Here is a 23723-nt window from a genome sequence, read left to right as displayed (position 1 = left end):
CCTCAGGCGAGCAGGTCGAGCAGGCGGTGCGCGTCGGTGAGCGCACCGTCCATCGAGGGGGAGACGTAGGTGAGGTCGATGAAGAAGTCAACGAATCCGGACTGGTCGACGGTGCGCCGGACGGCGGCGGCGACCTGGTCGAGCGAGGTACCGGCTCGAACATTGACGCGGACAATGGTTTCGATGGCGGCGGGATCGCGACCGGCGGTTTCGGCGACGCGGTCGACGATGTCGCGCAGGGCGCGCAGGTGGACGCCCCATTCGGGCGGACCCGGCACCGGGACCACCGGCAGCCAGCCGTCGCCGCGGCGGCCGATGCGCTCCATCGCCACCGGCGTGAATCCGGCGAGATGGATCGGCGGACGCGGCTGTTGGATCGGGCGTAGCTCGGCCCGGTGGCGCGGCACCGACACCAGGCTGCCGGTGTATTCGGCGGGGTCGGTGGTCCAGATCGCTTCCAAGGCGTCGAGGGTCTGCTCGAGTCGTGCGCCGCGCTTGGTGAACGGCACCCCGGCCGCCGCGTACTCCTCCGGCGACCAGCCGATACCGAAGCCGGGAATCAGCCTGCCCGCGCTCGCCACGTCCAGGGTGGTCAGTGCGCGCGCCAGGATCGCCGGCGGATACAGCGGGGCGATCAGCACATTCGCGCCCAGCCGCACGCGTTCGGTCGCCGCCGCGGCCAGCGCCAGGGCGAGGAACGGATCGAGCACCTGGTTGAACTCCGGTGGAATGGTGTCCGTCCCGGCGTAACCGATCCGGGGATCGACGGCGGCGAGCAGGCGATCACCCACCCACAGACTGTCCGCGCCGGCGTGTTCCATGGCGGCGGCGAACTCCGGGATCCGGGCGGCCGCCGGCGCGTGCGCGCCGATCTGCGGTATGGAGAAACCGATCTTCATGGCACTGTCGTACCAGGTTCGCCGCGCGTGCGATCCGCCCAGGCCGGATAGGTATGCGTTTCAGTGGCTTTGACGGCGGCCCACAGAGGGGTGCCGGGGTGCAGGTTCAGTTCGGCGACGGTGGCCGGGGTGATATCGGCGAGGACGGGCGGGGTGCCGTCCAGCCGGACCCGGACGGTGTGGGCATGCTGCTCGATGGCGGCGACGGTCACCGGCCAGGTATTGCGCGGGCTGCCCCCGGGTTGCCGGGTATGCAGGCCGACGGCGCTCGGCGCGAACGCGACATGCACTGTGCCCGAGCCTGGTTCGGCGACGGTGAGCGCGCCGCCACCGTCCAGGACGACGTGGGTTCCGCTGGCGGTGCCGCGATACAGGTTGAGCCCCACCAGGTTCGCGACGTAATCGGAACGAGGCCGCCGGGCCACCTCGGCGGGTGTGCCCTGCTGCACGATGGCACCGTTCTCCAGGATGACCAGTCGATCGGCGAGCACCATGGCGTCGAGCGGATCGTGAGTGACCAGGACGGTATGGCCGGGATAGTCGGACAGGTGGTGGGCCAGATCGGAGCGGACCCGCAGCCGGGTGCTCGCGTCCAGCGCGGCCAGCGGCTCGTCCAGCAGCAGTAGCCGGGGGTCGGTGGCCAAAGCCCGTGCCAGCGCGACTCGTTGCGCCTGTCCCCCCGACAGCGCGCGCGGCTGGGCCGCATGATGCTCGCCGAGGCCGACCCGGTCCAGCCACTGCGCAGCCCGCTCACGAGCCGCCGCCCGCCGCTGCCCGCGGGCGCGCAGCCCGAACGCGACATTGTCGAGCGCGCTGAGATGCGCGAACAGCAGGTAGTCCTGGAAGACCACCCCGACCTCGCGCCGCTCCGGCGGCACGAACGTCCGTGGCGGTGCGTCCCAGCACTTTTCGTCGACACGAAGGCTGCCCGTCGTGAGCGGGGTCAGCCCGGCCAGCGCCCGCAGCGCCGTCGTCTTGCCCGCCCCGTTCGGGCCGAGCAGCGCCACCACCTCACCGGCCGCCACCTCGAATTCCAGGTCGAGGCGGAAGCCGCCGCGAGCGACACCCAATTCGGCATGCACGGTCACGACACACCTCGAATCCAGCGCTCCCGCAACGCGACCAGCACGATGACCGACACCGCCAGCAGCACCAGGCTGAGCACGATGGCCGCATCGGGATCGGTTTCCAGGGCGAGGTAGACCGCCAGCGGCATGGTGGTGGTCTCACCGGGAAAGTTGCCCGCGAAGGTGATGGTGGCCCCGAATTCGCCGAGCGCCCGCGCCCAGCACAGCACCGATCCGGCGATCACGCCGGGCAGCACCGCGGGCAGGGTCACCCGCCGGAAGGTGAGCCAGCGCGACGCGCCCAGCGTCGCCGCCGCCTCCTCGAATCGCGGATCGGCCGCCCGCAACGCGCCTTCGACCGAGATCACCAGGAACGGCATGGCGACGAATGCCTCCGCGAGCACGACCCCGGCGGTGGTGAACGGCAGGGACACACCGAACCAGTCGTGCAGGTACTGTCCGACCAGTCCGCGCCGCCCGAGCACCAGCAGCAGGGCCACGCCGCCGACGACCGGCGGCAGGACCAGGGGCACGGTGATCAGTGCGCGCAACAGCCCACGCCCTCGCACCTCGCCGCGCGCCAGCACCCAGGCCAGCGGGATGCCGAGCACCAGGCAGACGACTGTGGCGAGCGTCGCGCACACCAGCGAAAGCCGCAGTGCGGTCAGCACTTCCGTGCTGAACAGCCGATCCGGCAGACTCGCCCACGGTGCCCGGCCGAGCAGCCCGAGCAGTGGCACCAGCAGGAACGCCAGCCCGAGCAGCGCGGGCACGACCAGCACCAGCGGCCGCCGGGCCCGCACCGATCGGCGACGTATCCGCGACTCGGTCACGAACACAGGTCACCAGGGCGCGGGCGCGTCGTCGGGCAGGCGCGCCGGGGGTATCCGCTCACGGCAGGTCGAATCCCGCGTCGGCGAAGACCGCCCGGGCCGGTTCGGACCGAATGAATTCGACGAAGGCGGCGGCGGTCGCCGGGTTCGGCGCTTTCGTCAGGGGCGCGATGGGATAGTCGTTGACGGCACGGCCCGATTCGGGAAAGTCGATGCCCTCGACCCTGTCCCCCGCCGCCCGGACGTCGGTGCGGTAGACGAGCGCCGCGTCGACCTCGCCCAGCGTCACCTTGGTCAGGACCGCTTTGACATCGGCCTCGCGAGTATCGGGTCGCGGCGTGACCCCGGCGGCCTGGAACACCGTCGTCGCGGCCGCGCCGCAGGGCACCTGCTCCGCGCAGAGCGCGAGTTTCAGCTCGCTCTTCCCGAAGTCCGCCAGCCCGGTGATCCGCCCCGGATTGCCCTTCGGCACCGCGATTTCCAGGCGGTTCCGCACGAACGTCACAGGGGTGGCTGTGATGTCGCCCGCGTCGACGACCTGCTGCATGTTCTTGGGCGCGGCCGAGGCGAACACATCGGCGGGCGCACCCTGGCGCACCTGTTGCGCCAGCGCCGAACTCGCACCGAAGCTGAACACCACCTCGGCCCCGGGATGCGCGGCCTCGAACCGCTTCCCGAGTTCGGTGAACGCCTCGGTCAGCGAGGCCGCCGCGAACACGGTGACCTTCCCGGTCACCTGCCCGGCGGGGGCCGCTGTGTTGTCGATACCACAACCCGACACCAGAGCGGCGGCCACCGCCGCCACCATCGCCATGCGTTTCATCGTCAACTCTCCGGAATCTCCACTACGACATGTGTCGACTTCACCGAGGCGACCGCGATGCTGCCGACCTCGAGCCCGAGCTCGTCCACCGATTCCGCGCTGAGCAGCGATACCAGCCGAAACGGCCCGGCCTGCATCTCCACCTGGGCCATCACCCGGTCCTGCACGATCCGGGTGACGATCCCGCGCATCCGGTTACGCGCCGAGGCGGCGACCGTCACGCCCGGCTCGGGCGCGTCCGCGGTGGCGCGCAGGAACTGGGCCAGCTCGCGTCCGCTGACGCATTTGCGCCCGTTCTCCAGCTGGATCGCGGTGAGTTTGCCCTGCTCGATCCAGCGGCGCACGGTGTCATCGCTGACACCCAGCAGCGCGGCCGCCTCCTTGATCCGCAAATACGACACGAAGAGGACAATACATCCGCAAATGCGGATCTCCACCCGCCATGTCTACGAATTCGAGGACCTGAGCCGACCTGGCGATCGGGTGATGCCACAGCCACCCGCCGAGGATTTTCGTGTCCGTCGCACGCGGCGGCCGGAATTCCTTTAGCGTGAGCACCGGGTTGGACGCCGAGAGGGGCCTGGATGCGATCGGGGATGCTGGGGCTGGCGGAGTTGCGGGTGCGGGTCGAAGCCGGCGATATCGACACCGTGGTCGTCGCAATGACCGATATGCAGGGCCGGCTCCAGGGAAAGCGCTGCGCCGCACAGTATTTCCTCGACGAGGTGATCGGGCACGCCACCGAGGCCTGCAACTATCTGCTCGCGGTGGACGTGGAGATGACCACGGTCGACGGCTACGCCATGTCCTCGTGGGACACCGGCTACGGCGATTTCGTCCTGCGCCCGGATCTGCGCACGCTGCGGCTGCTCCCGTGGTGGCCGGGCACCGCGCTGGTGCTCTGCGATCTCGAGCAGGTGCACCCGGAAGGCGCGCCGGTGGTGGCCTCACCCCGCCAGATACTGCGCGCTCAGCTGGATCGGCTGGCCGAACACGGCTTCGAAGCCTTCGTCGGCACCGAGCTGGAGTTCCTGGTCTTCGACGACACCTACGAGGCGGCCTGGAACGCGGGCTATCGCGGACTTACCCCGGCCAATCAGTACAACGTGGACTACTCCATGCTCGGCACCGCGCGGATCGAACCGCTGCTGCGCCGCATCCGCAAGGAGATGGCGGGCGCGGGCATGTACGTCGAGTCCGCCAAGGGCGAGTGCAATCCCGGCCAGCACGAGATCGCGTTCCGCTACGACACCGCCCTGACCACCTGCGACAATCACAGCATCTACAAGACCGGCGCGAAGGAGATCGCCGCGCAGGACGGCCGCAGCCTCACCTTCATGGCGAAATACGATGAGCGGGAAGGCAATTCCTGCCACATCCATCTCAGCCTGCGCAACCGCGGCGGTGCGCCGATCTTCGCGCAGGACGACGGCCACATGTCGGCGACGATGCGGCACTTCCTGGCCGGGCAGCTGGACTGCCTGCGCGAATTCACCTACCTCCTGGCACCCAACATCAACTCCTACAAGCGATTCGTGCCCGGCAGCTTCGCACCGACCGCGTTGGCCTGGGGCCGGGACAATCGCACCTGCGCGCTCCGCGTCGTCGGCGCGGGCCCCTCGCTGCGTCTGGAGAACCGCATCCCCGGCGGTGACGTGAACCCATATCTCGCGGTGGCCGCGACCATCGCGGCGGGACTGCACGGCATCGAACGACGGCTGCCGCTGGAACCGGCCTTCCAGGGCAACGCCTACCGCTCCCAGCGCCCCCGGGTCCCCGCGACCCTGCGCGAGGCCGCGCGGCTGTTCGGGGACAGCAAACTGGCGCGGGCGGCGTTCGGCGACGAGGTGGTGGACCACTATCGAAACGCGGCGCAGGTCGAGTTGGACGCCTACGACGCCGCGGTCACCGACTGGGAGCGCGTCCGTGGCTTCGAACGACTCTGAGCGGCGGCCGCTGATCGGCCTGCCCACCTATCGGGAGCGGACGCGCTTCGGCGACTGGGACACCGATAGCGCGGTGCTGCCGAGCGGATACGCCACCATGGTGCAGCGGGCGGGCGGCATCCCGGTGCTGTTGCCGCCCACCGGCAGCGCCCGGCCGGAGGTGATCGACCGGCTCGACGGCCTGGTACTGACGGGCGGCGCCGATATCGAGCCGAGCCGCTACGGCCGCACCCTGCAACCGGATCTCGGCTACACCCGGCCAGATCGGGACGAGTCGGAATTCGAGCTGTTCGCACTGGCCCGGGCGGCGAGCCTGCCGGTGCTGGCCATCTGCCGCGGTCTGCAACTGGTCAATGTGGCCCTGGGCGGCACCTTGATCCAGCACTTGCCCGATGTGGTCGGCCACGACGACCATTCGGGCGGCCCGGGCTCCTTCTCCGTCACCCGGGTACGGACCAGCCCGGGCAGCGCCGTCGCCACGTGCCTGGGCCCGGAAGCGAACGCGCACTGTCACCATCATCAGGCGATCGACCGGCTGGCCTCGCCGCTGACCGCCACCGCGCACGCCGCCGACGGCACCATCGAGGCCGCCGAGACTCGGACCGGTTCCTTCCTGATCGGCGTGCAGTGGCATCCCGAGGCCGACAGCACCGATGATCGCCTGCTCCGCGCCCTGGTCGGCGCGGCCAATCGCAAGGGAGTGCATTCGTGACCAGCACCGAGGTGATCAACCCGGCTACCGAAAAGGTGGTGCGAACAGTCGAACTCGTGGACGCGGCCGGTGCCGACACCGCGATCGAGCGCGCCGCGCGCGCCGCGCGGGACTGGCGCGAGGTCGCCCCGGGTGACCGGGCGCGGCTACTTCGGCGCTTCGCCGACGCGGTCGACGCGCACCTGGAGGAACTCGCCCAGCTCGAGGTCGCCAATGCCGGGCACACCATCGGCAACGCCCGCTGGGAGGCCGGCAACGTCCGCGATGTCCTGCACTTCGCCGCCGGCATGCCGGAACGCCTGCTGGGGCAGCAGATTCCGGTGTCCGGCGGCCTGGACGTCACTTTCCACGAGCCGCTCGGCGTGGTCGGGGTGATCGTGCCGTGGAACTTCCCGATGCCGATCGCCGCCTGGGGTTTCGCGCCGGCGCTCGCCGCCGGCAACACCGTGGTGCTCAAACCGGCCGAGCTGACCCCGCTCACCGCGATCCGCCTCGGAGAACTCGCGCTGGCGGCGGGCCTGCCGGAGCATGTCTTCCAGGTGCTGCCGGGCAAGGGTTCGGTGGTGGGGCAGCGCTTCGTCACCCACCCGGCCGTGCGCAAGGTGGTGTTCACCGGGTCCACCGAGGTGGGCAAGCAGATCATGGCGGGCTGCGCCGATCAGGTGAAGCGGGTCACCCTCGAATTGGGCGGCAAGAGCGCCAATATCGTGTTCGCCGACGCCGATCTGGAACGCGCCGCCGCCACCGCGCCCTACGGTGTCTTCGACAACGCGGGCCAGGACTGCTGCGCGCGTTCTCGGATCCTGGTGCAGCGCACCGTCTTCGATCGATTCCTGGAGCTGCTGGAGCCGGCCGTGCAGGGTGTGCGGGTAGGCGATCCCAGCGCCGAGACCACCGAGATGGGTCCGCTCATCTCGGCCGCGCACCGCGAGCGCGTCGCCGGGTTCGTGGAGCCCTCGACCAGGATCGCCATCACCGGCACCCAGCCCGACGGCCCCGGATTCTGGTATCCGCCAACGGTTGTCCTGCCGGACTCCCCCGCCGACCGCGTGCTGACCGAGGAGATCTTCGGCCCGGTGGTCGCGGTGCTGCCCTTCGACGACGAGGCCGATGCCTTGCGCATCGCCAACGACACCGACTACGGGCTGTCCGGCTCGATCTGGACCCGCGACGTCGGCCGCGCGCTACGGGTCTCGCGCGGTGTCGAAGCCGGGAACCTGTCGGTGAATTCGCATTCGTCGGTGCGGTACTGGACGCCGTTCGGCGGCTACAAGCAGTCCGGCCTGGGCCGCGAACTCGGCCCGGACGCCGCCCTCGCCTTCACCGAGACCAAGAACGTCTTCATCGCCACCCAGTAGAGGAGTTCCCTTGCAGCGCTTACAGGATCGCGTGGCCGTCGTCACCGGCGGCGGCAGCGGAATCGGGCTCGCCACCGTACGGCGGTTCGCCGCCGAGGGCGCCCGCGTCGTGGTCGCCGATATCGACGCGAGCGCGGGCGAGGCGGCGGCCACCGAGGTCGGCGGCACCTTCGTCAAGGTCGACGTCACCGACGAGGAGCAGGTCCGGGCCATGTTCCAGGCCGCGGTCGACACCTACGGCGGCCTCGATATCGCCTTCAACAACGCGGGAATCTCGCCGCCGGAGGACGATTCGATTCTCACCACCGGTATCGACGCCTGGCGGCGGGTGCAGGAGGTGAATCTGACCTCGGTCTACCTGTGCAGCAAGTACGCCATCGAGCACATGCTGGTGCGCGGCAAGGGGTCGGTCATCAATACCGCGTCCTTTGTGGCCGTTATCGGCGCGGCCACCTCGCAGATCTCCTATACCGCCTCCAAGGGCGGCGTGCTGGCCATGAGCCGCGAACTCGGCGTGCAGTTCGCGCGTCAGGGCATTCGGGTCAACGCGCTGTGCCCGGGCCCGGTGAACACACCCCTGCTGCAAGAGCTGTTCGCCAAGGACCCGGAACGGGCCGCCCGCCGCCTGGTACACATCCCCACCGGCCGATTCGCCGAGCCCGAGGAGATCGCCGCGGCCGTGGCCTTTCTCGCCAGCGACGACGCCTCGTTCATCACCGCGTCCCAGTTCCTGGTGGACGGCGGCATCACCGGAGCGTATGTAACGCCGCTCTAGCGGCCCCGATTGCACAGAAGAAGGTGAACTACTCGGGGAGGGTGGCCGCCGTGGCCGTTGGGTACTGCGCGGGTGACGGCTGTCGGCGCATGCTGTCGATCTCGGTGATTCCCGGCGGAAACCCGGTGGCGCGCGCCGACCCCGAGCATTTCGCGATCCACTTCCTCACCTGCACCCGTTGCCGCTCCGGTTTCTGCGACCGCTGCCTGCCACCGGAGTCGCCGTTCCACAAGCTGCGTGCCTGCCCCAAGTGCGGAGCCGATCTGCGCTAGCCCGGAATCTGGCACTCCAGGGTGATGCGGCGCGGCGTCGGCCGTCGCGAGGATCCCTCCAGCGAGTGAACTGGAGGTTGGGCGATGAAGTGGTGGTGGGTGGCGGTAGCCGCCGCGGTGTCGGCAGTGCTGTGGCGCTTCGGTTTCCGGCTGGAGCCGGTGGCGGGTCTGGCCGTGCTGGCGCCGCTGCCGGTGCTGTTGGTCGCGGCGCGGGTCGGAGCGCGCGTGGCGTTCGGGATCGGGGCGGGTTCCTGGCTGGCGGGTGGGCTCGGGTTCTGGTCGTACCTGGTCGAGACGGTCGAACAGCCGATACCGAATGCCGCCGCGCTGATCGGTGTTTCGGCGCTGGTTTACGGAGCGGCCGTACTGCTGTGGCGGGGGCTGATGCGCCGGGGGCGCGCGGGCCTGGCGGTCGCGGCGTTCCCGGCGCTCTGGGTGGCGTTCGAATTCCTGCTGTCGCTGACCGACCTGTTCGGCGCGTGGTGGAGTATCGCGTACACGCAGGCCGGGGTGCTGCCGCTGATCCAGACCGCGGCGCTGACCGGGCCGTGGGGTATCAGCTTCCTGATCCTGCTTGTGCCCGCCGCGATTGCCTCGATCGCCGGTGCGCCACGCCCGCAACGGATTCGGATCGGTGCGGCGGCGAGTGCGGTGCTGCTGGCCGCGATCGGGTTCGGCGGGTGGCGACTCGCCCAGCCGCGATCCGAGCAGACGGTGCGGGTGGGACTGCTCGCCCTCGCGCAGCCGCCGGAGTACGTCCCGGTCGACTCGGTCGCGGGCCGCGACATGATCGCACGGGCGGTCACCGAGATCGAGCGGCTGGCCGATCAGGGCGCTCAGATCGTGGTACTGCCGGAAAAGGCTTGGCGCGCCGATGAATCCACGCTGGCGCGGCTGTCCGGGCCGCTGACCGAGGTGGCCGTCCGGCGGTCCGTGCACGTGGTCGCCGGACTGGTTCTGACGCGGGGTACGCGCAGTGTGAACGCCGCCGTCGAATTCCCCTCCGGGGTCGAATACGCCAAGCATCACCTGATCCGAGGACTGGAGGACGACCTGTCGCCGGGCACCGAATGGCAGCGGGTTCCGGGCGAACCCTGGGCTCTCGCAGTGTGTTTCGACCTGGATCGCCCCGGGCTGGTGCGCGAGAACGCGCGCCGGGGCGCGACGCTGCTGCTGGTTCCGGCGCTCGACTTCACCGACGATGCCTGGCTGCACAGCCGGATGGCGGTGCTGCGGGGGGTCGAATCCGGCGTGGCGGTGGCCCGGGCCGCACAGCTCGGCGAACTCGTGGCAAGCGATGCGCACGGCCGAGTACTGGCCACCGCGCCTACCGATATCGGTCGCACCGCCTCGACGATCGCCACCCTCGCGCTGCCGCGCGAGCGCACCGTCTACGCCCGTTTCGGCGACTGGTTCGGCTGGGCGTGCGTCGCGCTGGGGGCTTTGGCGATCCTCGGCGTGGTCCGCCGTGGCGATGCTCACGATTAGCGGTACGCCCGTCCAATTACCGGCATGCACGGACGGTTATGTGACCGGCTTCACAATTCATACCGAAATGGCAGGTCGCTACCGCTCGTCAGGGCCAGCCCCTACCCCACCCCGGGTTTGCTGCCCGGCCGTCCTGGGTAACGGTTTCTTCTGTGTCGTGTACTGCCCGAGATCCGGGAGGCACGGCCGGCGAGAACCGAAAGAGGTCCGTCGGGGGCGGGCCGAAGGAGGTACGAATGACCGCGTCCACAGCCACAGATCCGAGCGGCCCGAGGTCCGGACAACAACTACGCAAGTCGGTCGCCGCATCCGCCATGGGCAATGCGACCGAGTGGTACGACTACGGCGTCTACGCGGCAACCGCCACCTATCTCACCGACGCGTTCTTTCCCGGCGACCTCGGCACCCTGGGCACCATGCTCGGCTTCGCCATCTCCTTCGTGCTGCGCCCGCTCGGCGGCATGGTCTGGGGCCCGATCGGCGACCGGATCGGCCGAAAAGCGGTACTGGGCACCACGATTCTGCTCATGGCCGCCGCCACCGGAGCCATCGGACTGCTGCCCACCCACGCGGCCGTCGGCGTCACCGCGCCGGTACTGCTGATCGCGCTGCGCGTCGTCCAGGGCTTCTCCACCGGCGGCGAATACGGTGGCGCCGCAACCTATCTCGCCGAATGCGCGAGCGACCGCAAACGGGGCTTCCTCGGCAGCTTCCTGGAATTCGGCACCCTGTTCGGCTTCGTCGGCGGCTCGGCGACCGTGCTGGCCTGCCAGCTGGTCCTGGGGTCGGACGCCATGCACGACTGGGGCTGGCGGATCCCGTTCCTGATCGCGGTCCCGCTGGGCCTGATCGGCTGGTACCTGCGCACCAAACTGGACGAGTCCCCGGTGTTCGAGGAGGTCGCCGATCGCCCGCATCCGCCCGGCGGCCTGATCGAGGTGCTGACCACCTACCGGCGCGAAACCCTCACCCTGATCGGCCTGGTCGTCGCCCTGAACGTGGTGAACTACACGCTGCTGACCTATCAGCCGACCTACTTGCAGAAGACCGTCGGCGTCAGTGAATCCACCACCACGGCCATGATGCTGATCGGCCAGCTGGTCATGATGCTGACACTGCCGTTCTTCGGCGCCCTGTCCGATAGGGTCGGGCGGCGCCCGCTGTGGCTGGTCTCGCTGATCGGCCTGTCCGTGCTCGCGCTGCCGATGTACTGGTTGATGGGACAGGGAATCGCCTGGGCCATCCTCGGTTTCATCGTGCTCGGGCTGTTCTACGTCCCGCAGCTGTCCACCATCAGCTCCACCTTCCCGGCCATCTTCCCCACGCACGTGCGCTACGCGGGCTTCGCACTCGGCTACAACGTCTCCACGGCCGCCTTCGGCGGCACCGCCCCGCTGGTCAACGAGGCCGTCATCGAGCAGACCGGCTGGGCACTGTTCCCGGCGGCCTACATGATCGGCGCGTCCCTGATCGGCCTGGTCGCGTGGTCGTTCCTGCGCGAGACCGCGGGCACATCGCTGCGCGGCACCGGCGTCCCCGATGCCGAGACACTGCTGAAACCGCCGGTTCCCGATGCGCCGCTGACGAATACAGCGGTGCTGGATCCGATCGTCGACACCGCCGTCATGGATCCGATCGATCCCGACGCCCCGGCCGCGTCTCGCTACTGAGTGGTCTGTCCCGCGATGCCCGGATGGAAGAGCGTGAGCGCGTCCGGGCGACTGTCGAAGACGAACACGCGGCCGTGGCGGCCCACCTCCCCGTCGGTGGCCAGCGCCGAGGACGACGTGCGCACCACGAGGTGATGGGCCGCCCGGCGGCGGTAGGCCGGGGAGCGGCCGAGCGTGCCGGTGAGGACGGCGTAGCACAGGCGCAGGCGCGAGGCGGGCACGTCGGCGCGCAGCCAGCGGATGTCGAGCGTGCCGTGGTGCAGGTCCGGGCGCGAGCGCGGGATCCGGTCGGACGGGTCGTAACGGCCGTTGCCGACGAACAGCGCCCACAGCGCGGTGGGATGGCCGTCGATCTCGGCGCGTAGCGGTTCGGCGCCGAGCAGGACGCGCAGCAGGGCCAGACCGGCAGCGGGCCATTTGCCCAGCCGCTCCTGCCACTGTTCGCGCAGTCGTACGAAGTCCGGGTAGGCGCCGAGTCCCGCGGTGTTGACGAAGGTGCGGGACTCGGCGTCGTCGACGCGGACGGTAGCAGCGTCACAGGCCGCCAGCCGCCCGCTCTCGACGGCGGTGAGAATGGCGTCGATGTCATCCACACCCGCGTCACGGGCGAAGTGGTTCAGTGTGCCGCCGACGAACACCGCGAGCGGAAGCCGGTGCCGCACGGCGTAATCCGCCACCGTGGAGACCGTGCCGTCACCGCCGAACACACCGATCGCGCGAATACCGTCGCGGTGCGGCGATTCCGCGAGCTGCTTGTCGAGCCCGGCGATCGGATCCAGATCCAGCAGTTTCGCGTCGGGCAGCCGCTGTCGCAGCAGGCCCGCGTCGTAACTCGCGCCACTGCCGACTCCCGCCTGCGGGTTGACCACGACCAGCAGGCCCCGGCCGCGTGGCAACGGCTCGACCGGCGCGGCGGGTCCGAGCCGCGCGGGCACGTTCTCGCGCACCGCCCACCAGCGGCGGGTGGCCAGCGCGATCCCCGACCCGAGCAGCGCGCCCGCCACCACATCCGAGGGCCAGTGCACCCCGATGTGCACACGCGAATATCCGACCGCGGCGGCGATCGGCGCGACCACCAGCGCCGCACGGGGCGACTCGATGGCGACACCGGTCGCGAACGCGGCCGCCGACGCCGAGTGCCCGGACGGAAACGACGACGACACCGGTGGTTTCACCAGCCGGCGCACGAACGGCACCGACTCGTCCGGCGGTCGTCGACGCGGAAACAGCGGTTTGGCGATACCGTTCGCGACCCCGCTGGCCACACCGACCGCCGCCAGACCGCGCGCGCCGGCGCGGCGCACCGCGGGCGGGCCGAGCAGCACCATGGCCGCCCCGACCCCGATCCAGAGCCGATTGTGGTTCGCGCTGGTGCTCAGCCCGCGCAGCATCCGATCGGCCGGGGAGGGGCGCACGCGCGCACTGTGGCGAACCAGCCAGGCATCGAACGCGGCGGGCTGGCGTTTCCGGGCGGCGCGCATCGTCCCAACCTAACCGCACCGCCGCGCCGTTCGCGCGAATTCGACCTCCGCGCGACGAGGTTCGCTCTTGCTTCGGCGGCGCGGTCCTGCTCCGATTACCCTCACGCACCAAGCACTTCGGAGGCACCATGCTGTCGTTGCAGGAGATTTCGGATCGGCTCGAGATCGAGGATCTGATGGTTCGCTATTCTCACGCGGTCGATACCGGGCAGTGGGATCTGCTCGACGACATCTTCACCGCCGACGCCTATATCGACTATTCGGCGATGGGGGGCGCCAGCGGCGATCTCGCCTCGACCAAAGAATTCCTCGCGGCCACCCTGCCGAATTTCCCGGCCTACCAACATCTGGTCAGCAATTCGTCGATCACCGTCGACGGCGATACCGCTACCGCCCGCACCATGTGCCACAACCCGATGGTGATCAAGGACAGCGACGGCAATCAGACACTCATGTTCTGCGGCCTGTGGTATCTCGACGCCTTCGCGCGGGTCGAGGGCCGATGGCGTATCGCGCGGCGGGTCGAGGAGAAGAGCTATATGTATCTGGGCCAGCCCACGCCGGGCCTGTGACAGCGATCGACGCCCACCGCGGCGGCGAGGGGCGTCGATCGAACTGGTTCGGCGAAACTCAGAGGTGGGCGCCGCAGACCGGCCAGGCGCCGGGTCCCTGGGTGGCGAGCACGCTCTCCGCCACGCGGATCTGCTCTTCGCGGCTGGCATCGGCCGGGTTGCCGGTGCCGCCGTTGGCGGCCCAGGTGGACGGCGAGAACTGCAGGCCGCCGTAGTAACCGTTGCCCGTGTTGGTGCCCCAGTTGCCGCCGCTCTCGCAGGCCGCGACCGCATCCCAGTTGTTGGCCGAGGCGGTGGCGGTGGACAGGCCGAACGGAACAGCCACCAGGGCGGCGGTGATCGCGGTCAGGCCGAGGGCACGCGTGCTGACATTACGCATAAACGACATAAGAGGATTCCTGCCCTGCGCGGAGCCGTCCCGGCGCTACGTCAGCCAGGTCTCCGCCCCCAGGGAAACTCGGGGATCCTCGTACCGCGGGGCGGAGATTCCGGTCGTCGGCGGTCGAGTCGCGACTCGTCTGTATTCGAGCCGCCAACGACCGTAGCCAAGAATCGCGGTCGGGTCATTTCCCGATTCTCCACGTTTGACGAACGCGAATTTCGGACATATCGGCATCGCCGCAAGTAGAGCCGCGCGGTACGCGAATTACATCAATGTCGTTATATGCTCGTTATGTGTACGAGATCACTGCGAGATAGTGACGGTCGCTACACCTCAATTGACCAGCAGGACGACCTTGCCCGGCCCGCGCCCCTGCTCCATCTCCTGCTGCGCCAGTCCGGCCTCGTCGAGGGTGAACGTGCGGGCCGCGCCCGGCAGCCGGAACTCGCCGGTGACCACACGCTCGGCGACCTGCTCGACCAGCGCGATCGGACGCGGCCCGGCCGAGCCGCTGGCGAAGGTGACACCCAGCTGCGCGGCCGCGGGGTCGGCGATGGTGATGACGCGATCGGTGCTGCCGCGCAATTCGATGGCGGCCGGCAGCGCGCCGTGCCCGATGTCGAAGACCGCGTCCACCCCGCGCGGAGCAATCGCCCAGACCCGATCCGCCAGCCCGTCGCCGTAGGTGGTCGGGATCGCGCCGAGCGAGCGCACCAGCTCCTGATTACGCGCCGAGGCGGTGCCGATGACCGTGACGCCCTCGGACAGCGCGAGTTGCACCGCCATCGATCCGACCGCACCGGACGCGCCGTTGATCAGCAGCGTCTCCCCGGAACGCAGGGCCAGCTGCTCGAGCACCTTGGCCGCGGTACTCACCGCGACCGGCAGCGCGACGGCCTCGGACCAATCCAGCCCCTCGGGCTTACGCGCGAGGGTGCTGCTCAACGCGTACTCCGCGTAGCCGCCGCTGCGCGCCCACCCGAACACCTGATCGCCGATGGCGTGACCGTGCGCGTCGGGACCGAGCGCGTCGACGAATCCGGCGATCTCCCCGCCGGGGAACTGCGGGAATCGGGGCTCGCCGAAAACCAGTGCGCCGGAGCGCATCTTCCAATCGGCCGGGTTCACCCCGGCCGCGCGGACCGCGACCCGGACCTCGTCGCCGGTGGGCTCGGGCACCGGGACCTCGACGACCCGCAGTACCTCCGGCCCGCCGAATTCGCTGTACGCAATCGCCCGCATAGCGCCCACCCTAGGCGCAGCCGGGACGTTTCCGCGGCCCGACACGGGAAGGAGTTCAATCCCGTTGCCCTAGTGTGCATTACGTTCACGATCCGGGTAGAACCACCGGTACCGGCGGGCTCGTCGCGCGCCTAATCTGGGCGCATGCAGATCCCCCGCCGGAGTTTCGCGGTCGACATCGCGCGAATCCGGAATATCGACCCCGATCCGATCGAGTACACGCCACCGCCCACGCCCGAGTTCCCGAAGCCACCGATCCGGCACCGGCCGCGCACCCGGCGTCCGGCCCGCGATATCTATCGGGGCCGTTTCGGCTGCGAACCCGAGGCCGCCTGACCAAGCACTTGCTTGGCAGCCTGCGCTCGGCTCACAATGACGCCCGGACCGCCGATCCGCGGCCGGTCCGAGGAAGGCAGCGACATGGACGATTTCGCGAACCGCACCGGCGCGGCGCTGATACTCGGCGCCAGCGGCGGACTGGGACAGGCGATCACGTCGCTGCTGCTCGAACGCGGCAGCGACGTCGCGATGACCTACCACCGCTCGGCCGGCCCGCTGGAATCCCTGCGGGCCACCGCCGCGCGGCACGGTCGCCGCGCGCCCGCCTGGCAACTCGACCTGTCCGACGCCGCGCAGACGGCCGAGGTCGTCGCCGAGGTCGCCGCGCGGTGCGCGGGGATACACACCCTGGTCTACGCCGCCGGACCGCACGTGCCCATGGTCCATCTGAGCCGGGTCGCCCCCGCCGAGTTCCGGCGCCAGCTGACCGACGACGCCACCGGATTCTTCAATGCCCTGCACGCCGCGCTGCCGCCGCTGCGCGCCGCGCGCGGCAGCGTCGTCGCCGTCACCACCGCCGCCACCGCGCGCTTCCCGGTGCGCGACAGCCTGTCCAGCGCGCCCAAGGCCGCGGTCGAGGCGCTGGTGCGCGCGGTCGCCGCCGAGGAGGGTCGCTTCGGTATCCGCGCCAACTGCGTCGGACCGGGCATGACCGCCGACGGCATGGCGGAACGGCTGTTCGCCTCCGGCGATCTCGACGAACACGCGCAGGCGGTGGCGCGCGGCAATATCCCGCTGCGCCGCTTCGGCACCGCCACCGACATCGCCGAGGCGGTGTGCTTCCTCGCCTCGGATCGCGCGGGGTACATCAGCGGCCAGAAACTGGATGTGGACGGCGGATACGGCGTATGAATCGCGCGGTCAATCCCGCAGCGCCTGTTCCCGCAACGTACTCAGCGTCTTGGACAGAATCCGCGACACCTGCATCTGCGAGACACCCAGTTGCTCGGCGATCTCGGTCTGCGTCTTGGACTCGAAGAACCGCAGGATGAGCACCCGGCGCTCCCGCTCGGGCAGGGCCGCGATCAGCGGCCGGACCGCGAGATAGTCCTCGACGTGCGCGTACTCCGGGTCGTCGGCGCCGAGCGTGTCCAGCGGCGTGAGCGGGCCGCCGTCGTCGTCGCCATCGGTCGTCGCGTCCAGGGGCGAGGTCTGATAGGCGTTGCGGGCGATCAGCGCCTGGGTCACCTCGACCAGATCGGCGCCGAGTTCCCCGGCGATCTCACTGGCCTTGGGCATGCGGCCCAGCCGCTGCGACAACTCCTCCACCGCCGGGCCGATCAACTGCTGAATCTCCTTGAGCCGCCGCGGCACCCGCACCGCCCAGGCATGATCGCGGAAATGCCGCCGGACCTCGCCCATGATCGTGGGGATGGCGAAGGACAGAAAGGTCGCGCCGTGCGCCGGATCGAACCGGTCCACAGCGGCCACCATGCCGACCCGCGCGATCTGCAGCAGATCCTCGAAGTTCTCGCCGCGCCCGGTGAACTTGCGCGCGATGTGCTCGGCCAGCGGCAGGCACCGCCGGATCAGCTCCTCGCGGACCTCGTGCCGACGCGGATCCCCGGGATCGAGTGCGGCGAGGTCGGCGAACAGCGGCTCGATATTGTCGTAACTGTCACCGCCGCGCCGACGAGGCGAGCGCGCCTCATCGCTCATCGCTGGCCCCACCCCGGAGCCAGGTGAAGACAACGACCGTGGGGTACCCGGAAACCGTTGCGTCGTAACCAGTTTGGGCAACCGAGAGGGTATCGGTCAGGGTCTGCACGATATGCCAGCCGAAATTGCCCCGATCCAGGGCAGTATCGTCGGCCGCGACGCCGGACACCTCGACGGAGATGGCGCCCCCCTGATAGGTGAACGTGGCATCGATCTGCGAACCCGGTACCGCGCCCAGCATCAGGGCGGTGGCGATCTCGTCCAGGGCGAGCCGGATGTCGGTCACCTCGTCGATCCCGAAATCCGCTATGAGCGTGACGGTTTCGGCCAGTGCGCGCAGCATGGTGAGCTGCTCGATCTCGGCCGGAACCCGGACCCCGATCGTGGTCGTCCGCGTCGCGGCTTCCGAAAGCTGCTCGTCCATCCATCACCGCTCTCTGAGATCGTCCGGCACCCGCGGCGGCCAGACTACCTCGAAATCGGGCGTGCGGCGGGTCAGGTCGGCGGGGCGATCCTGGTGATCACCATGGCGCCGTCCTCGACTGCCACCGTGACGAATTGACGGTATGTGCGCACCGAGGCATCGGGGCGCATATCGGTGATGACGACATCGAAGCGACCGTCGGGCATGGGGGTGATCAGCACACAGTGCCGAGTGCCCTCCGGCACCGATGCGATGCCCTTGTCGATCATCGCCGCGGCGGGCACGAGCGCGTCGGGCGCGGTCAGCGCCCGGGCGGCGGCGCCGGACCGCTGTACGTAGTAGGCGTGCTGGAAGGCCAGGATGACATCGGGACCGGACTCGGTGGAGCCGACGCCGTTGCCGCGCACGAACTCCCCGGTGCGGGCCGCCTCGCAGCCGGGCCCGCCGCCCAGCGCCGCGCCGACGACCGTGGGCGAGGACTCGGTCGGGCCGGAGGCCTGCGCGGTGTAGACGGCGACGACCGCGACGGCGGCCAGCGAGGCTCCGCCGGCCACCGACACCATGAACCACGGACGCCGGCCACGCTTGCGGTGACTGTGCGGACGGCTCGCCCGGGCGGGCCACAAACTCTGATGCGGGTCCACCTGCCGGACCGGCCGGCGCGGCTCGATGCGCTGCGGAGTCGCGCGCTGCGCGGTGGCGAACGGCTCCGCGCCCTCCCCGCGAACTCGTGCCGCGGCCGAGCGGGGCGGCACCGCACGCTGCCCGACCTGCTGGTGCAGCGGAATCATGCCCGGCCACAGGGGGACACCGCGGCGGGCCTGGCCGGCGCGCCCCCCGAATTGACGCGCGCCGGTTCGGCCACCTGGCTCGGATGCGTACGCCGACGACATGTTCGCCACACTCCCTTGACCGACGCCTTCACGGCGACCCGCGGCATCTCCTCAATGCCGTTGCGCAGTACCAACATTGCATAACTCGCGGGCAGATGGAGGGTGAATGGGGACAGCCGCCCGCACCGCCGAAGGATCTTCGGTGTGAGATCGGCGAAAGCGGCGTACCCGCAACAGCTCCGCCAACGCGCGGGCCACGGTATCCGCCGGTGCGGACCCGGTCAGCTAATGCCCTGGCAACTCGCCGGCTCAGATCACCGGGTGGCGCACCGGCCGTGGCGCACCCGGTGGATACACGGTGTCGTCCTCCTCCTCCGGCGGTGGCGCGGGCGGCGTGGCCACCCATCCCGCGACAATCGCCAGTCCGGTGGGCCGGTGCACCGCCAGGAAGCCGAACGGGCGATCGAAGGTGGCCTGCACCAGCCGAGTGGTGTAACCGGGCGGGGGTGGCATGCCTCCGGGAGCCATGGCGAAGGCGGTGACGGCCGCCGCCTTGAATCCCTTGGCCGAGAACCGCGCCAGCGCATCCTGCCTGCCCTGGCTGAGGAACAGTGGAATCGGGCTGATCGCCGGGAAGTTGTCGAGCTCGGCTCGGGTCGCGGCATCCAGGCCGAAGCGCCCGGGATGCTCCAGCAGATCATGTGATGATCGGATATCGAAGGGCGGCACGGTGATTCGGAGATAATCGAGCGGAGTCGCGCTGCTCTGCTCGAGGACGGTGAGCCCGGGCCCCTGTGTGCCCGGCGGCAACTCACCCCGGATCGGGACCGCACCGTGCAGGGCGGCCAGACCGGTCGCCAGCACCGCGCCCGGTTCGGCGGCGCCGAGCAGCAGGTGCACATCCAGATCATCGACGCCCTCGACCACGACCCGGGTCACCGGCGCCGGACCGTCCAGGATCGCCGCCGCGCCCGCATCGGCGGAATGCCGCGACAGCGCCACACCGCGATGCCCGGCCCACGGGCCCGCGACCGGCGCGAGTCCGGCGGGCTGGAACGGTGTGCGCCAGGCGGTTTCGGCGAACAGCGCGGTGGCCAGCACCAGCACGGTGGCGTCGGTGATCCGCAGCGGGAACCGCTCGATCATGCCGCGTGTGTGTGCACTCGCCCAGCGATCGAGCGCGTTCTGGCCACCGAGCCGCTGCACCACACCCGCGGGCAGGTTGCCCGCCCAGTCCGCGCGCAACGGCAGATCGGCCTTCGCCCACACACCGAGCGCGGCCGCCGTGGACGATGAAGTCGCCAGCACCTCGAGCAATTCCAGTGCCGATTCGCGAGCGGCAGTGACCGGAACCCCGATGACACGCGCGAGCTCGGCGCGGGCAGGACCCTCGGCCGCGTCGGCGAGGATCGCCAGCAGCGGCCACACGCCGACCCCGGACAGTACGAAATCACCAGCCGGCGCCGACGCGCACCAGTCGGCGGTAACGCGGTTCGAGGCAAGGACATTCGGGGCACGCACGGCCCCCACGCTAGCGCGGCTGGGCCTCGTCCTGTCGCCGTGCGGCCCGGGCCCGGCGCTTGCCCTCGTGCATGGCCTGCACCCGGGCCACCGGAATCGTGTGCCCCTCCGCCAGCAGATCCGCCGGAAGGGTTTGCGGAGCGGGCATCTCGCGTGCCCAGGGATCGTGGTCGCCGAGCAGGCCGGGCGCCGTGCGGATCGTGAAATCGGCGGGGGTGATGTCGTCCAGATCGGACCACGCCAGCGGGAAGGAGACGGGGACGCCCGGGCGGATCCGCGGACTGTAGGCGGCCACCACCGTCGCACCGCCCGCCCGGGTGGAATCCAGGAACACCTTGCCCGCGCGGTCTTCCACGATGAACGCGGTGGTGGCCAGCGCCGGATCCAGCCGTTCGGCACGCGCGGCGACCGCGCGGGTCGCGGCCGCGACATCCTCGATCGACAACCCGGGCACCAGCGGCACGAAGATGTGCAGCCCTTTGGCTCCGCTCGTCTTCACCGCACCGGCCAGCCCGTCGTCGGCCAGCGCCTGCCGGATCAGCCGCGCGGCCAGCACCGCCTGCCGGAACGGCTGCCCCGGCGGCGGATCGATATCGAGGATCAGATGCGTCGGGCCCGCGGAGTGATCGGCCGGTAGCAGGGTCGGGTGATATTCGATGGCGCGCTGATTGCCGAACCACAGCAGGGTGCGGGTGTCTTCACACAGGGCATAGGTGATCTCGCGATGGGAACTCTCCGCCCACACCCGCACCCGCGGCACCCACTCCGGGGTGTACTTGGGCAGGTTCTTCTGCATGAACGGCTCCTGGCCCGGCCGGATCCGGATGACCGACAGCGGGCGGCCCCGCAGCTGGTGCACCAGGCGGTCGCCGACGGAGTCGAGGTAATCGACCAGATCGCGCTTGGTCGCCTCGGCACCGTCGAACAGCGGCTTGTCGAGATTGGTCAGCTTGACGCCGGCACGTTCCTCGTCACCCATCGGCCTGCCTCTCCTGGAGTTCCTGCGGCGCACCCGAGACTACGACGCCGCCCCGACAAGTCTCGTCCGATCCGGAACGGCCGCTGTTCCGAATGTTGGTGTGTAAGCATCGTCGTTCGAATGAGGTCATTCATGGGCGCACAGTCCGAAGTCCCGGTCAGATCCCTCCGCGTCACGCTCACCGTCTGCGCCGTACCCCTGGCGATCGCGGTATTCGGTGCGGGCGCCGCGAGTGCCGAACCACCGCAGCCGAACCAGCAGGTCGCCGAATCCGCGCCCGCGGCGCCGGATCCACTCGCCTTCCTGCGCTCGTTCGTGCCCGCGCCGCCGCAGCCGGCGCCGGTGGCCGAGGTTGTCGAGCCGCCGATCATCCCCGAGCAGAACCGGATTCGCATCGGTGACACCCAGGTCGACCGGCCCGAGTGGCTGCCGGTCGAGACCGCCGCCCAGATCAACGGCGCGGCCACCGATGCCGAGGGCGCGCTCGCCGGCGCGTTGCAGTCGGCCGGGCTCGAACAGTGGCGGGCCGAGCGGGTCGCCGACGACACGCTGGGCTCGGCCGCCGTCGGCGCCGCGGTGGGCAGCGTGGTCGCCTCGCCGGTCGCGTCCACCGGTGCGCTGATCGGCGCGGTCGCCGGGCTGGTAGCGGGCCTGCCGTTCGCGCCGATCGGTTTGGTGGTGGTGCCCGTCATCGGCGCCGCCCTCGGCTACGCCATGGTCGCCGCACCGTTCGCCCTGGTCGGTGCGGCCGCCGGAGCCGCGGCGGGCGCGGTGGAGGGGATGACCGCACCGGCGCCCTGAGCCGAACACAGGTTCGGTCCCGGCGCCGATCAGGGGGCGCCGGGGCCGAACCGGTCTACCATCGATCCGAGGTTCGCCAACGTTCAGGAGGCAGCCATGGCGTTACCCGGACAGCGGATCGCGCTCGCCGCGACAGCGCTCACCCTGGCCCTGACGGCGGCCTGCGGTAAGTCCGCGCCGCCCGACCCGCCCCCGCTGCCCGCACCGGCCCCGGTGGTCGCCATGACCATCACCATCGACGAGCGCAGCTTCAGCGCGAGCCGGCCGATCACCCCCGGCGCGACAGTCACCGTCGTGAACAACGACCTGGTCCGGCACAGTGTCACCAGCAAACGCGCGGGCCTGTTCGACTACGAGATCCTCCCGCGCGAAACCGTGACGTTCACCGCGCCCACCGAACCCGGGGTGCACCCCTACTTCTGCAAATACCACGGCTTCATGTCCCAGGCCCTCACCATCCGGGCCTGAACTCAGAACAGTTCGTCGAACCGATCCGCCAGCCCCAGATACTCCTCGCCCCACCCACTCGACAGCGCGAGCTCCTGCAACGGCCCGGTGGCCAGGAACAACACCCGCAGCATCCGCGGCCGCCCACCCCGCTCGACCTCCCGCACCAGCCCGTCGAACTCCGCCAGCGCCTCATCCACATCATCCCAGGTGGACCAGGCGAAGTCGTTCCCCGGCAGCACCATGAACCGCCGAGTCTCCGCCAACAGCTCCAGCAAACTCACCCCCCGATGCTACGCCCCTGCGCCACTAGGGATTTCGCGCCGAAACCAGCGCGGCCAGATAGCGGCGGCGGTAGTAGCGCTGCGCGATGAGCAAGATCGGGAAGGCGGCCCGCCACGGGAGGGCGGGAGCCGCGCGAGTGAGCGAGCGGAGGGTGAACCGGATGGTGCCGTCGGAGGTTCGATGGACGACGAAGGCTTCCTCGCCGGAGACCGGATGGCCCGGCTCGGTGCCATAGGCGAAGCCACGACGCGACGCAGTGTCCACGACCGCGACGACACGCACCGGCTCGTGGACAGCGAACGGGCCGACGGCGGCCGTTACCCGGTACCTGGCTCCGAAGGTAACCGGCTCGGGCGGTGTCACACGAAACCCGCTGCGCCGCTTGACCGCCCAGTCCAGCACCGCTCGGCTCGCCGCATCCCAGTCGGCCGCGCCGTGCCCGATGACGACCGTGCGTTCGTACCGGCGGAAGCCCGGCGGGTGCGCGGTCCAGATCTCCTCCGCGGGCCGCGTGCGCCCCACCGGGCCGTAGCCGATGTCCTGCACGGCGGATCAGTCCGGGAGCAGGTGGGTGGGGGCGGCTTGGCGCCAGGAGTCGGTGACTATGGCGGTCAGTTCGTCGCGGTCGTCGAGGGCGGCCAGGCGGACGCGCACCCAGGCGTTGTTCGCCTCGTGGCTCGCGATCCAGAATTTCGCCGGTTCCGCGAGCACCAGCTCGTCGCGTTCCAGGATCGGGCAGCGCACCGCCATCGACGTCTCCTCCTCGGGCAACGTCAGGAACAGCCTGCGTGCCACCTTGAAGATCGGCATGCCCCAGGCGAATTCCTCCACCACCTCCGGCAGCGCCGAAACGACGGCCCGCACATCATCCCCAGTCGCACTCACCAGGCAATCTTCCCAACCCCTCTACTGTCG

28 protein-coding genes are annotated in these 23723 nt (G+C 70.2%); 12 read left to right on the top strand and 16 right to left on the bottom strand.

Annotated features, from left to right (window positions below; translation table 11 throughout):
* Positions 1-2 precede the first annotated feature (2 nt).
* From ACFVMC_RS11580 to ACFVMC_RS11560, 5 genes are read right to left on the bottom strand one after another with little or no spacing between them, the layout of a single operon-like run.
* On the bottom strand, positions 3-899 hold the full coding sequence (locus tag ACFVMC_RS11580) for a TIGR03619 family F420-dependent LLM class oxidoreductase (RefSeq protein WP_379209191.1): 897 nt from the start codon (positions 897-899) through the stop codon (positions 3-5).
* Complete coding sequence (locus ACFVMC_RS11575; protein WP_379209189.1) at positions 896-1987, bottom strand: ABC transporter ATP-binding protein; 1092 nt, start codon at positions 1985-1987, stop codon at positions 896-898. Before ACFVMC_RS11575 ends, ACFVMC_RS11580 begins: the two co-directional genes overlap by 4 nt.
* Positions 1984-2799: a molybdate ABC transporter permease subunit gene (gene modB, locus ACFVMC_RS11570; protein ID WP_379209187.1), complete on the bottom strand. Its 816-nt coding sequence runs from the start codon at positions 2797-2799 to the stop codon at positions 1984-1986. Before modB ends, ACFVMC_RS11575 begins: the two co-directional genes overlap by 4 nt.
* A gap of 58 nt (positions 2800-2857) precedes the next feature.
* Positions 2858-3622 (bottom strand): molybdate ABC transporter substrate-binding protein, encoded by a 765-nt coding sequence (gene modA / locus ACFVMC_RS11565; protein WP_379209185.1) that lies wholly within the window; start codon positions 3620-3622, stop codon positions 2858-2860.
* Between the two features lie 2 nt (positions 3623-3624).
* Positions 3625-4053 carry a molybdopterin-binding protein gene (locus ACFVMC_RS11560; protein ID WP_379209532.1) on the bottom strand — a complete coding sequence of 143 codons (429 nt, stop codon included), beginning with the start codon at positions 4051-4053 and terminating at the stop codon, positions 3625-3627.
* Positions 4054-4206: 153 nt separating this feature from the next.
* Between ACFVMC_RS11560 and ACFVMC_RS11555 the strand changes: the two genes are divergently transcribed.
* The 7 genes from ACFVMC_RS11555 (at position 4207) to ACFVMC_RS11525 (ending at position 11843) form a co-directional block, all read left to right on the top strand.
* Positions 4207-5568: a glutamine synthetase family protein gene (locus tag ACFVMC_RS11555; RefSeq protein ID WP_379209183.1), complete on the top strand. Its 1362-nt coding sequence runs from the start codon at positions 4207-4209 to the stop codon at positions 5566-5568.
* Positions 5549-6280: a gamma-glutamyl-gamma-aminobutyrate hydrolase family protein gene (locus tag ACFVMC_RS11550; protein ID WP_379209181.1), complete on the top strand. Its 732-nt coding sequence runs from the start codon at positions 5549-5551 to the stop codon at positions 6278-6280. Before ACFVMC_RS11555 ends, ACFVMC_RS11550 begins: the two co-directional genes overlap by 20 nt.
* Positions 6277-7638, top strand: a complete 1362-nt coding sequence (locus ACFVMC_RS11545) for an aldehyde dehydrogenase family protein (RefSeq protein WP_379209179.1) — start codon at positions 6277-6279, stop codon at positions 7636-7638. Before ACFVMC_RS11550 ends, ACFVMC_RS11545 begins: the two co-directional genes overlap by 4 nt.
* Positions 7639-7648: 10 nt before the next feature.
* Positions 7649-8413: a 3-oxoacyl-ACP reductase gene (locus ACFVMC_RS11540; RefSeq protein ID WP_379209177.1), complete on the top strand. Its 765-nt coding sequence runs from the start codon at positions 7649-7651 to the stop codon at positions 8411-8413.
* Between the two features lie 50 nt (positions 8414-8463).
* Positions 8464-8685, top strand: a complete 222-nt coding sequence (locus ACFVMC_RS11535) for a hypothetical protein (RefSeq protein WP_379209176.1) — start codon at positions 8464-8466, stop codon at positions 8683-8685.
* An 84-nt stretch (positions 8686-8769) separates the two neighbouring features.
* A complete protein-coding gene (locus ACFVMC_RS11530; protein ID WP_379209174.1) occupies positions 8770-10173 on the top strand; it encodes an apolipoprotein N-acyltransferase in 1404 nt (467 codons plus the stop codon).
* 236 nt (positions 10174-10409) lie between these two features.
* On the top strand, positions 10410-11843 hold the full coding sequence (locus ACFVMC_RS11525; RefSeq protein ID WP_379209172.1) for an MFS transporter: 1434 nt from the start codon (positions 10410-10412) through the stop codon (positions 11841-11843).
* On the opposite strand, the gene ACFVMC_RS11520 is transcribed toward ACFVMC_RS11525, so the two are convergent.
* Positions 11837-13324 (bottom strand): bifunctional phosphatase PAP2/diacylglycerol kinase family protein, encoded by a 1488-nt coding sequence (locus ACFVMC_RS11520; RefSeq protein ID WP_379209170.1) that lies wholly within the window; start codon positions 13322-13324, stop codon positions 11837-11839. The genes ACFVMC_RS11525 and ACFVMC_RS11520 overlap by 7 nt on opposite strands.
* A gap of 128 nt (positions 13325-13452) precedes the next feature.
* Between ACFVMC_RS11520 and ACFVMC_RS11515 the strand changes: the two genes are divergently transcribed.
* On the top strand, positions 13453-13896 hold the full coding sequence (locus ACFVMC_RS11515; protein ID WP_379209168.1) for a nuclear transport factor 2 family protein: 444 nt from the start codon (positions 13453-13455) through the stop codon (positions 13894-13896).
* A 58-nt stretch (positions 13897-13954) separates the two neighbouring features.
* Here the strand turns inward: ACFVMC_RS11515 and ACFVMC_RS11510 are convergent, their stop codons facing one another.
* Together ACFVMC_RS11510 and ACFVMC_RS11505 are read right to left on the bottom strand one after the other, a co-directional pair.
* Positions 13955-14284 (bottom strand): transglycosylase family protein, encoded by a 330-nt coding sequence (locus tag ACFVMC_RS11510; RefSeq protein ID WP_379209166.1) that lies wholly within the window; start codon positions 14282-14284, stop codon positions 13955-13957.
* A gap of 327 nt (positions 14285-14611) precedes the next feature.
* Entirely contained in the window at positions 14612-15520 is a 909-nt protein-coding gene (locus tag ACFVMC_RS11505) for an NADP-dependent oxidoreductase (RefSeq protein WP_379209164.1), read from the bottom strand.
* A 144-nt stretch (positions 15521-15664) separates the two neighbouring features.
* Between ACFVMC_RS11505 and ACFVMC_RS11500 the strand changes: the two genes are divergently transcribed.
* Together ACFVMC_RS11500 and ACFVMC_RS11495 are read left to right on the top strand one after the other, a co-directional pair.
* Positions 15665-15856, top strand: coding sequence for a hypothetical protein (locus ACFVMC_RS11500; RefSeq protein WP_379209162.1), 192 nt, complete (start codon positions 15665-15667; stop codon positions 15854-15856).
* 84 nt (positions 15857-15940) lie between these two features.
* The gene (locus ACFVMC_RS11495) at positions 15941-16711 is read left to right on the top strand and encodes an SDR family NAD(P)-dependent oxidoreductase (RefSeq protein ID WP_379209161.1); all 771 of its coding nucleotides are present in this window, start codon (positions 15941-15943) and stop codon (positions 16709-16711) included.
* A 9-nt stretch (positions 16712-16720) separates the two neighbouring features.
* Here ACFVMC_RS11495 and ACFVMC_RS11490 read toward each other — a convergent pair whose 3' ends face one another.
* The 5 genes from ACFVMC_RS11490 to ACFVMC_RS11470 all read right to left on the bottom strand — a co-directional run bounded on the left by ACFVMC_RS11490 (position 16721) and on the right by ACFVMC_RS11470 (position 21275).
* Positions 16721-17518 carry an RNA polymerase sigma factor SigF gene (locus tag ACFVMC_RS11490; RefSeq protein WP_379209159.1) on the bottom strand — a complete coding sequence of 266 codons (798 nt, stop codon included), beginning with the start codon at positions 17516-17518 and terminating at the stop codon, positions 16721-16723.
* On the bottom strand, positions 17508-17942 hold the full coding sequence (locus ACFVMC_RS11485; protein WP_379209157.1) for an ATP-binding protein: 435 nt from the start codon (positions 17940-17942) through the stop codon (positions 17508-17510). The genes ACFVMC_RS11490 and ACFVMC_RS11485 overlap by 11 nt, the downstream gene beginning before the upstream one ends.
* A 71-nt stretch (positions 17943-18013) precedes the next feature.
* Positions 18014-18835 (bottom strand): hypothetical protein, encoded by an 822-nt coding sequence (locus ACFVMC_RS11480; RefSeq protein WP_379209155.1) that lies wholly within the window; start codon positions 18833-18835, stop codon positions 18014-18016.
* Between the two features lie 249 nt (positions 18836-19084).
* Positions 19085-20296: a serpin family protein gene (locus tag ACFVMC_RS11475; RefSeq protein WP_379209154.1), complete on the bottom strand. Its 1212-nt coding sequence runs from the start codon at positions 20294-20296 to the stop codon at positions 19085-19087.
* Positions 20297-20306: 10 nt separating this feature from the next.
* Positions 20307-21275 carry a DNA polymerase domain-containing protein gene (locus tag ACFVMC_RS11470; protein WP_379209152.1) on the bottom strand — a complete coding sequence of 323 codons (969 nt, stop codon included), beginning with the start codon at positions 21273-21275 and terminating at the stop codon, positions 20307-20309.
* 132 nt (positions 21276-21407) lie between these two features.
* Between ACFVMC_RS11470 and ACFVMC_RS11465 the strand changes: the two genes are divergently transcribed.
* Complete coding sequence (locus tag ACFVMC_RS11465) at positions 21408-22076, top strand: hypothetical protein (protein WP_379209150.1); 669 nt, start codon at positions 21408-21410, stop codon at positions 22074-22076.
* A 96-nt stretch (positions 22077-22172) separates the two neighbouring features.
* On the top strand, positions 22173-22544 hold the full coding sequence (locus ACFVMC_RS11460; protein WP_379209148.1) for a plastocyanin: 372 nt from the start codon (positions 22173-22175) through the stop codon (positions 22542-22544).
* 2 nt (positions 22545-22546) lie between these two features.
* On the opposite strand, the gene ACFVMC_RS11455 is transcribed toward ACFVMC_RS11460, so the two are convergent.
* From ACFVMC_RS11455 to ACFVMC_RS11445, 3 genes are read right to left on the bottom strand one after another with little or no spacing between them, the layout of a single operon-like run.
* Positions 22547-22807: a hypothetical protein gene (locus tag ACFVMC_RS11455; RefSeq protein WP_379209147.1), complete on the bottom strand. Its 261-nt coding sequence runs from the start codon at positions 22805-22807 to the stop codon at positions 22547-22549.
* A gap of 25 nt (positions 22808-22832) precedes the next feature.
* On the bottom strand, positions 22833-23345 hold the full coding sequence (locus ACFVMC_RS11450) for a DUF1990 family protein (RefSeq protein WP_379209531.1): 513 nt from the start codon (positions 23343-23345) through the stop codon (positions 22833-22835).
* Positions 23346-23360: 15 nt separating this feature from the next.
* Positions 23361-23693: an MmcQ/YjbR family DNA-binding protein gene (locus ACFVMC_RS11445; RefSeq protein WP_379209145.1), complete on the bottom strand. Its 333-nt coding sequence runs from the start codon at positions 23691-23693 to the stop codon at positions 23361-23363.
* Positions 23694-23723: the final 30 nt, after the last annotated feature.

The sequence above is a fragment of the Nocardia sp. NPDC127579 genome (assembly GCF_042672005.1).
GTDB lineage: Bacteria > Actinomycetota > Actinomycetes > Mycobacteriales > Mycobacteriaceae > Nocardia.
Note: the sequence above shows the minus strand (reverse complement) of the source record. Positions and strands in the feature narration are given on the sequence as shown.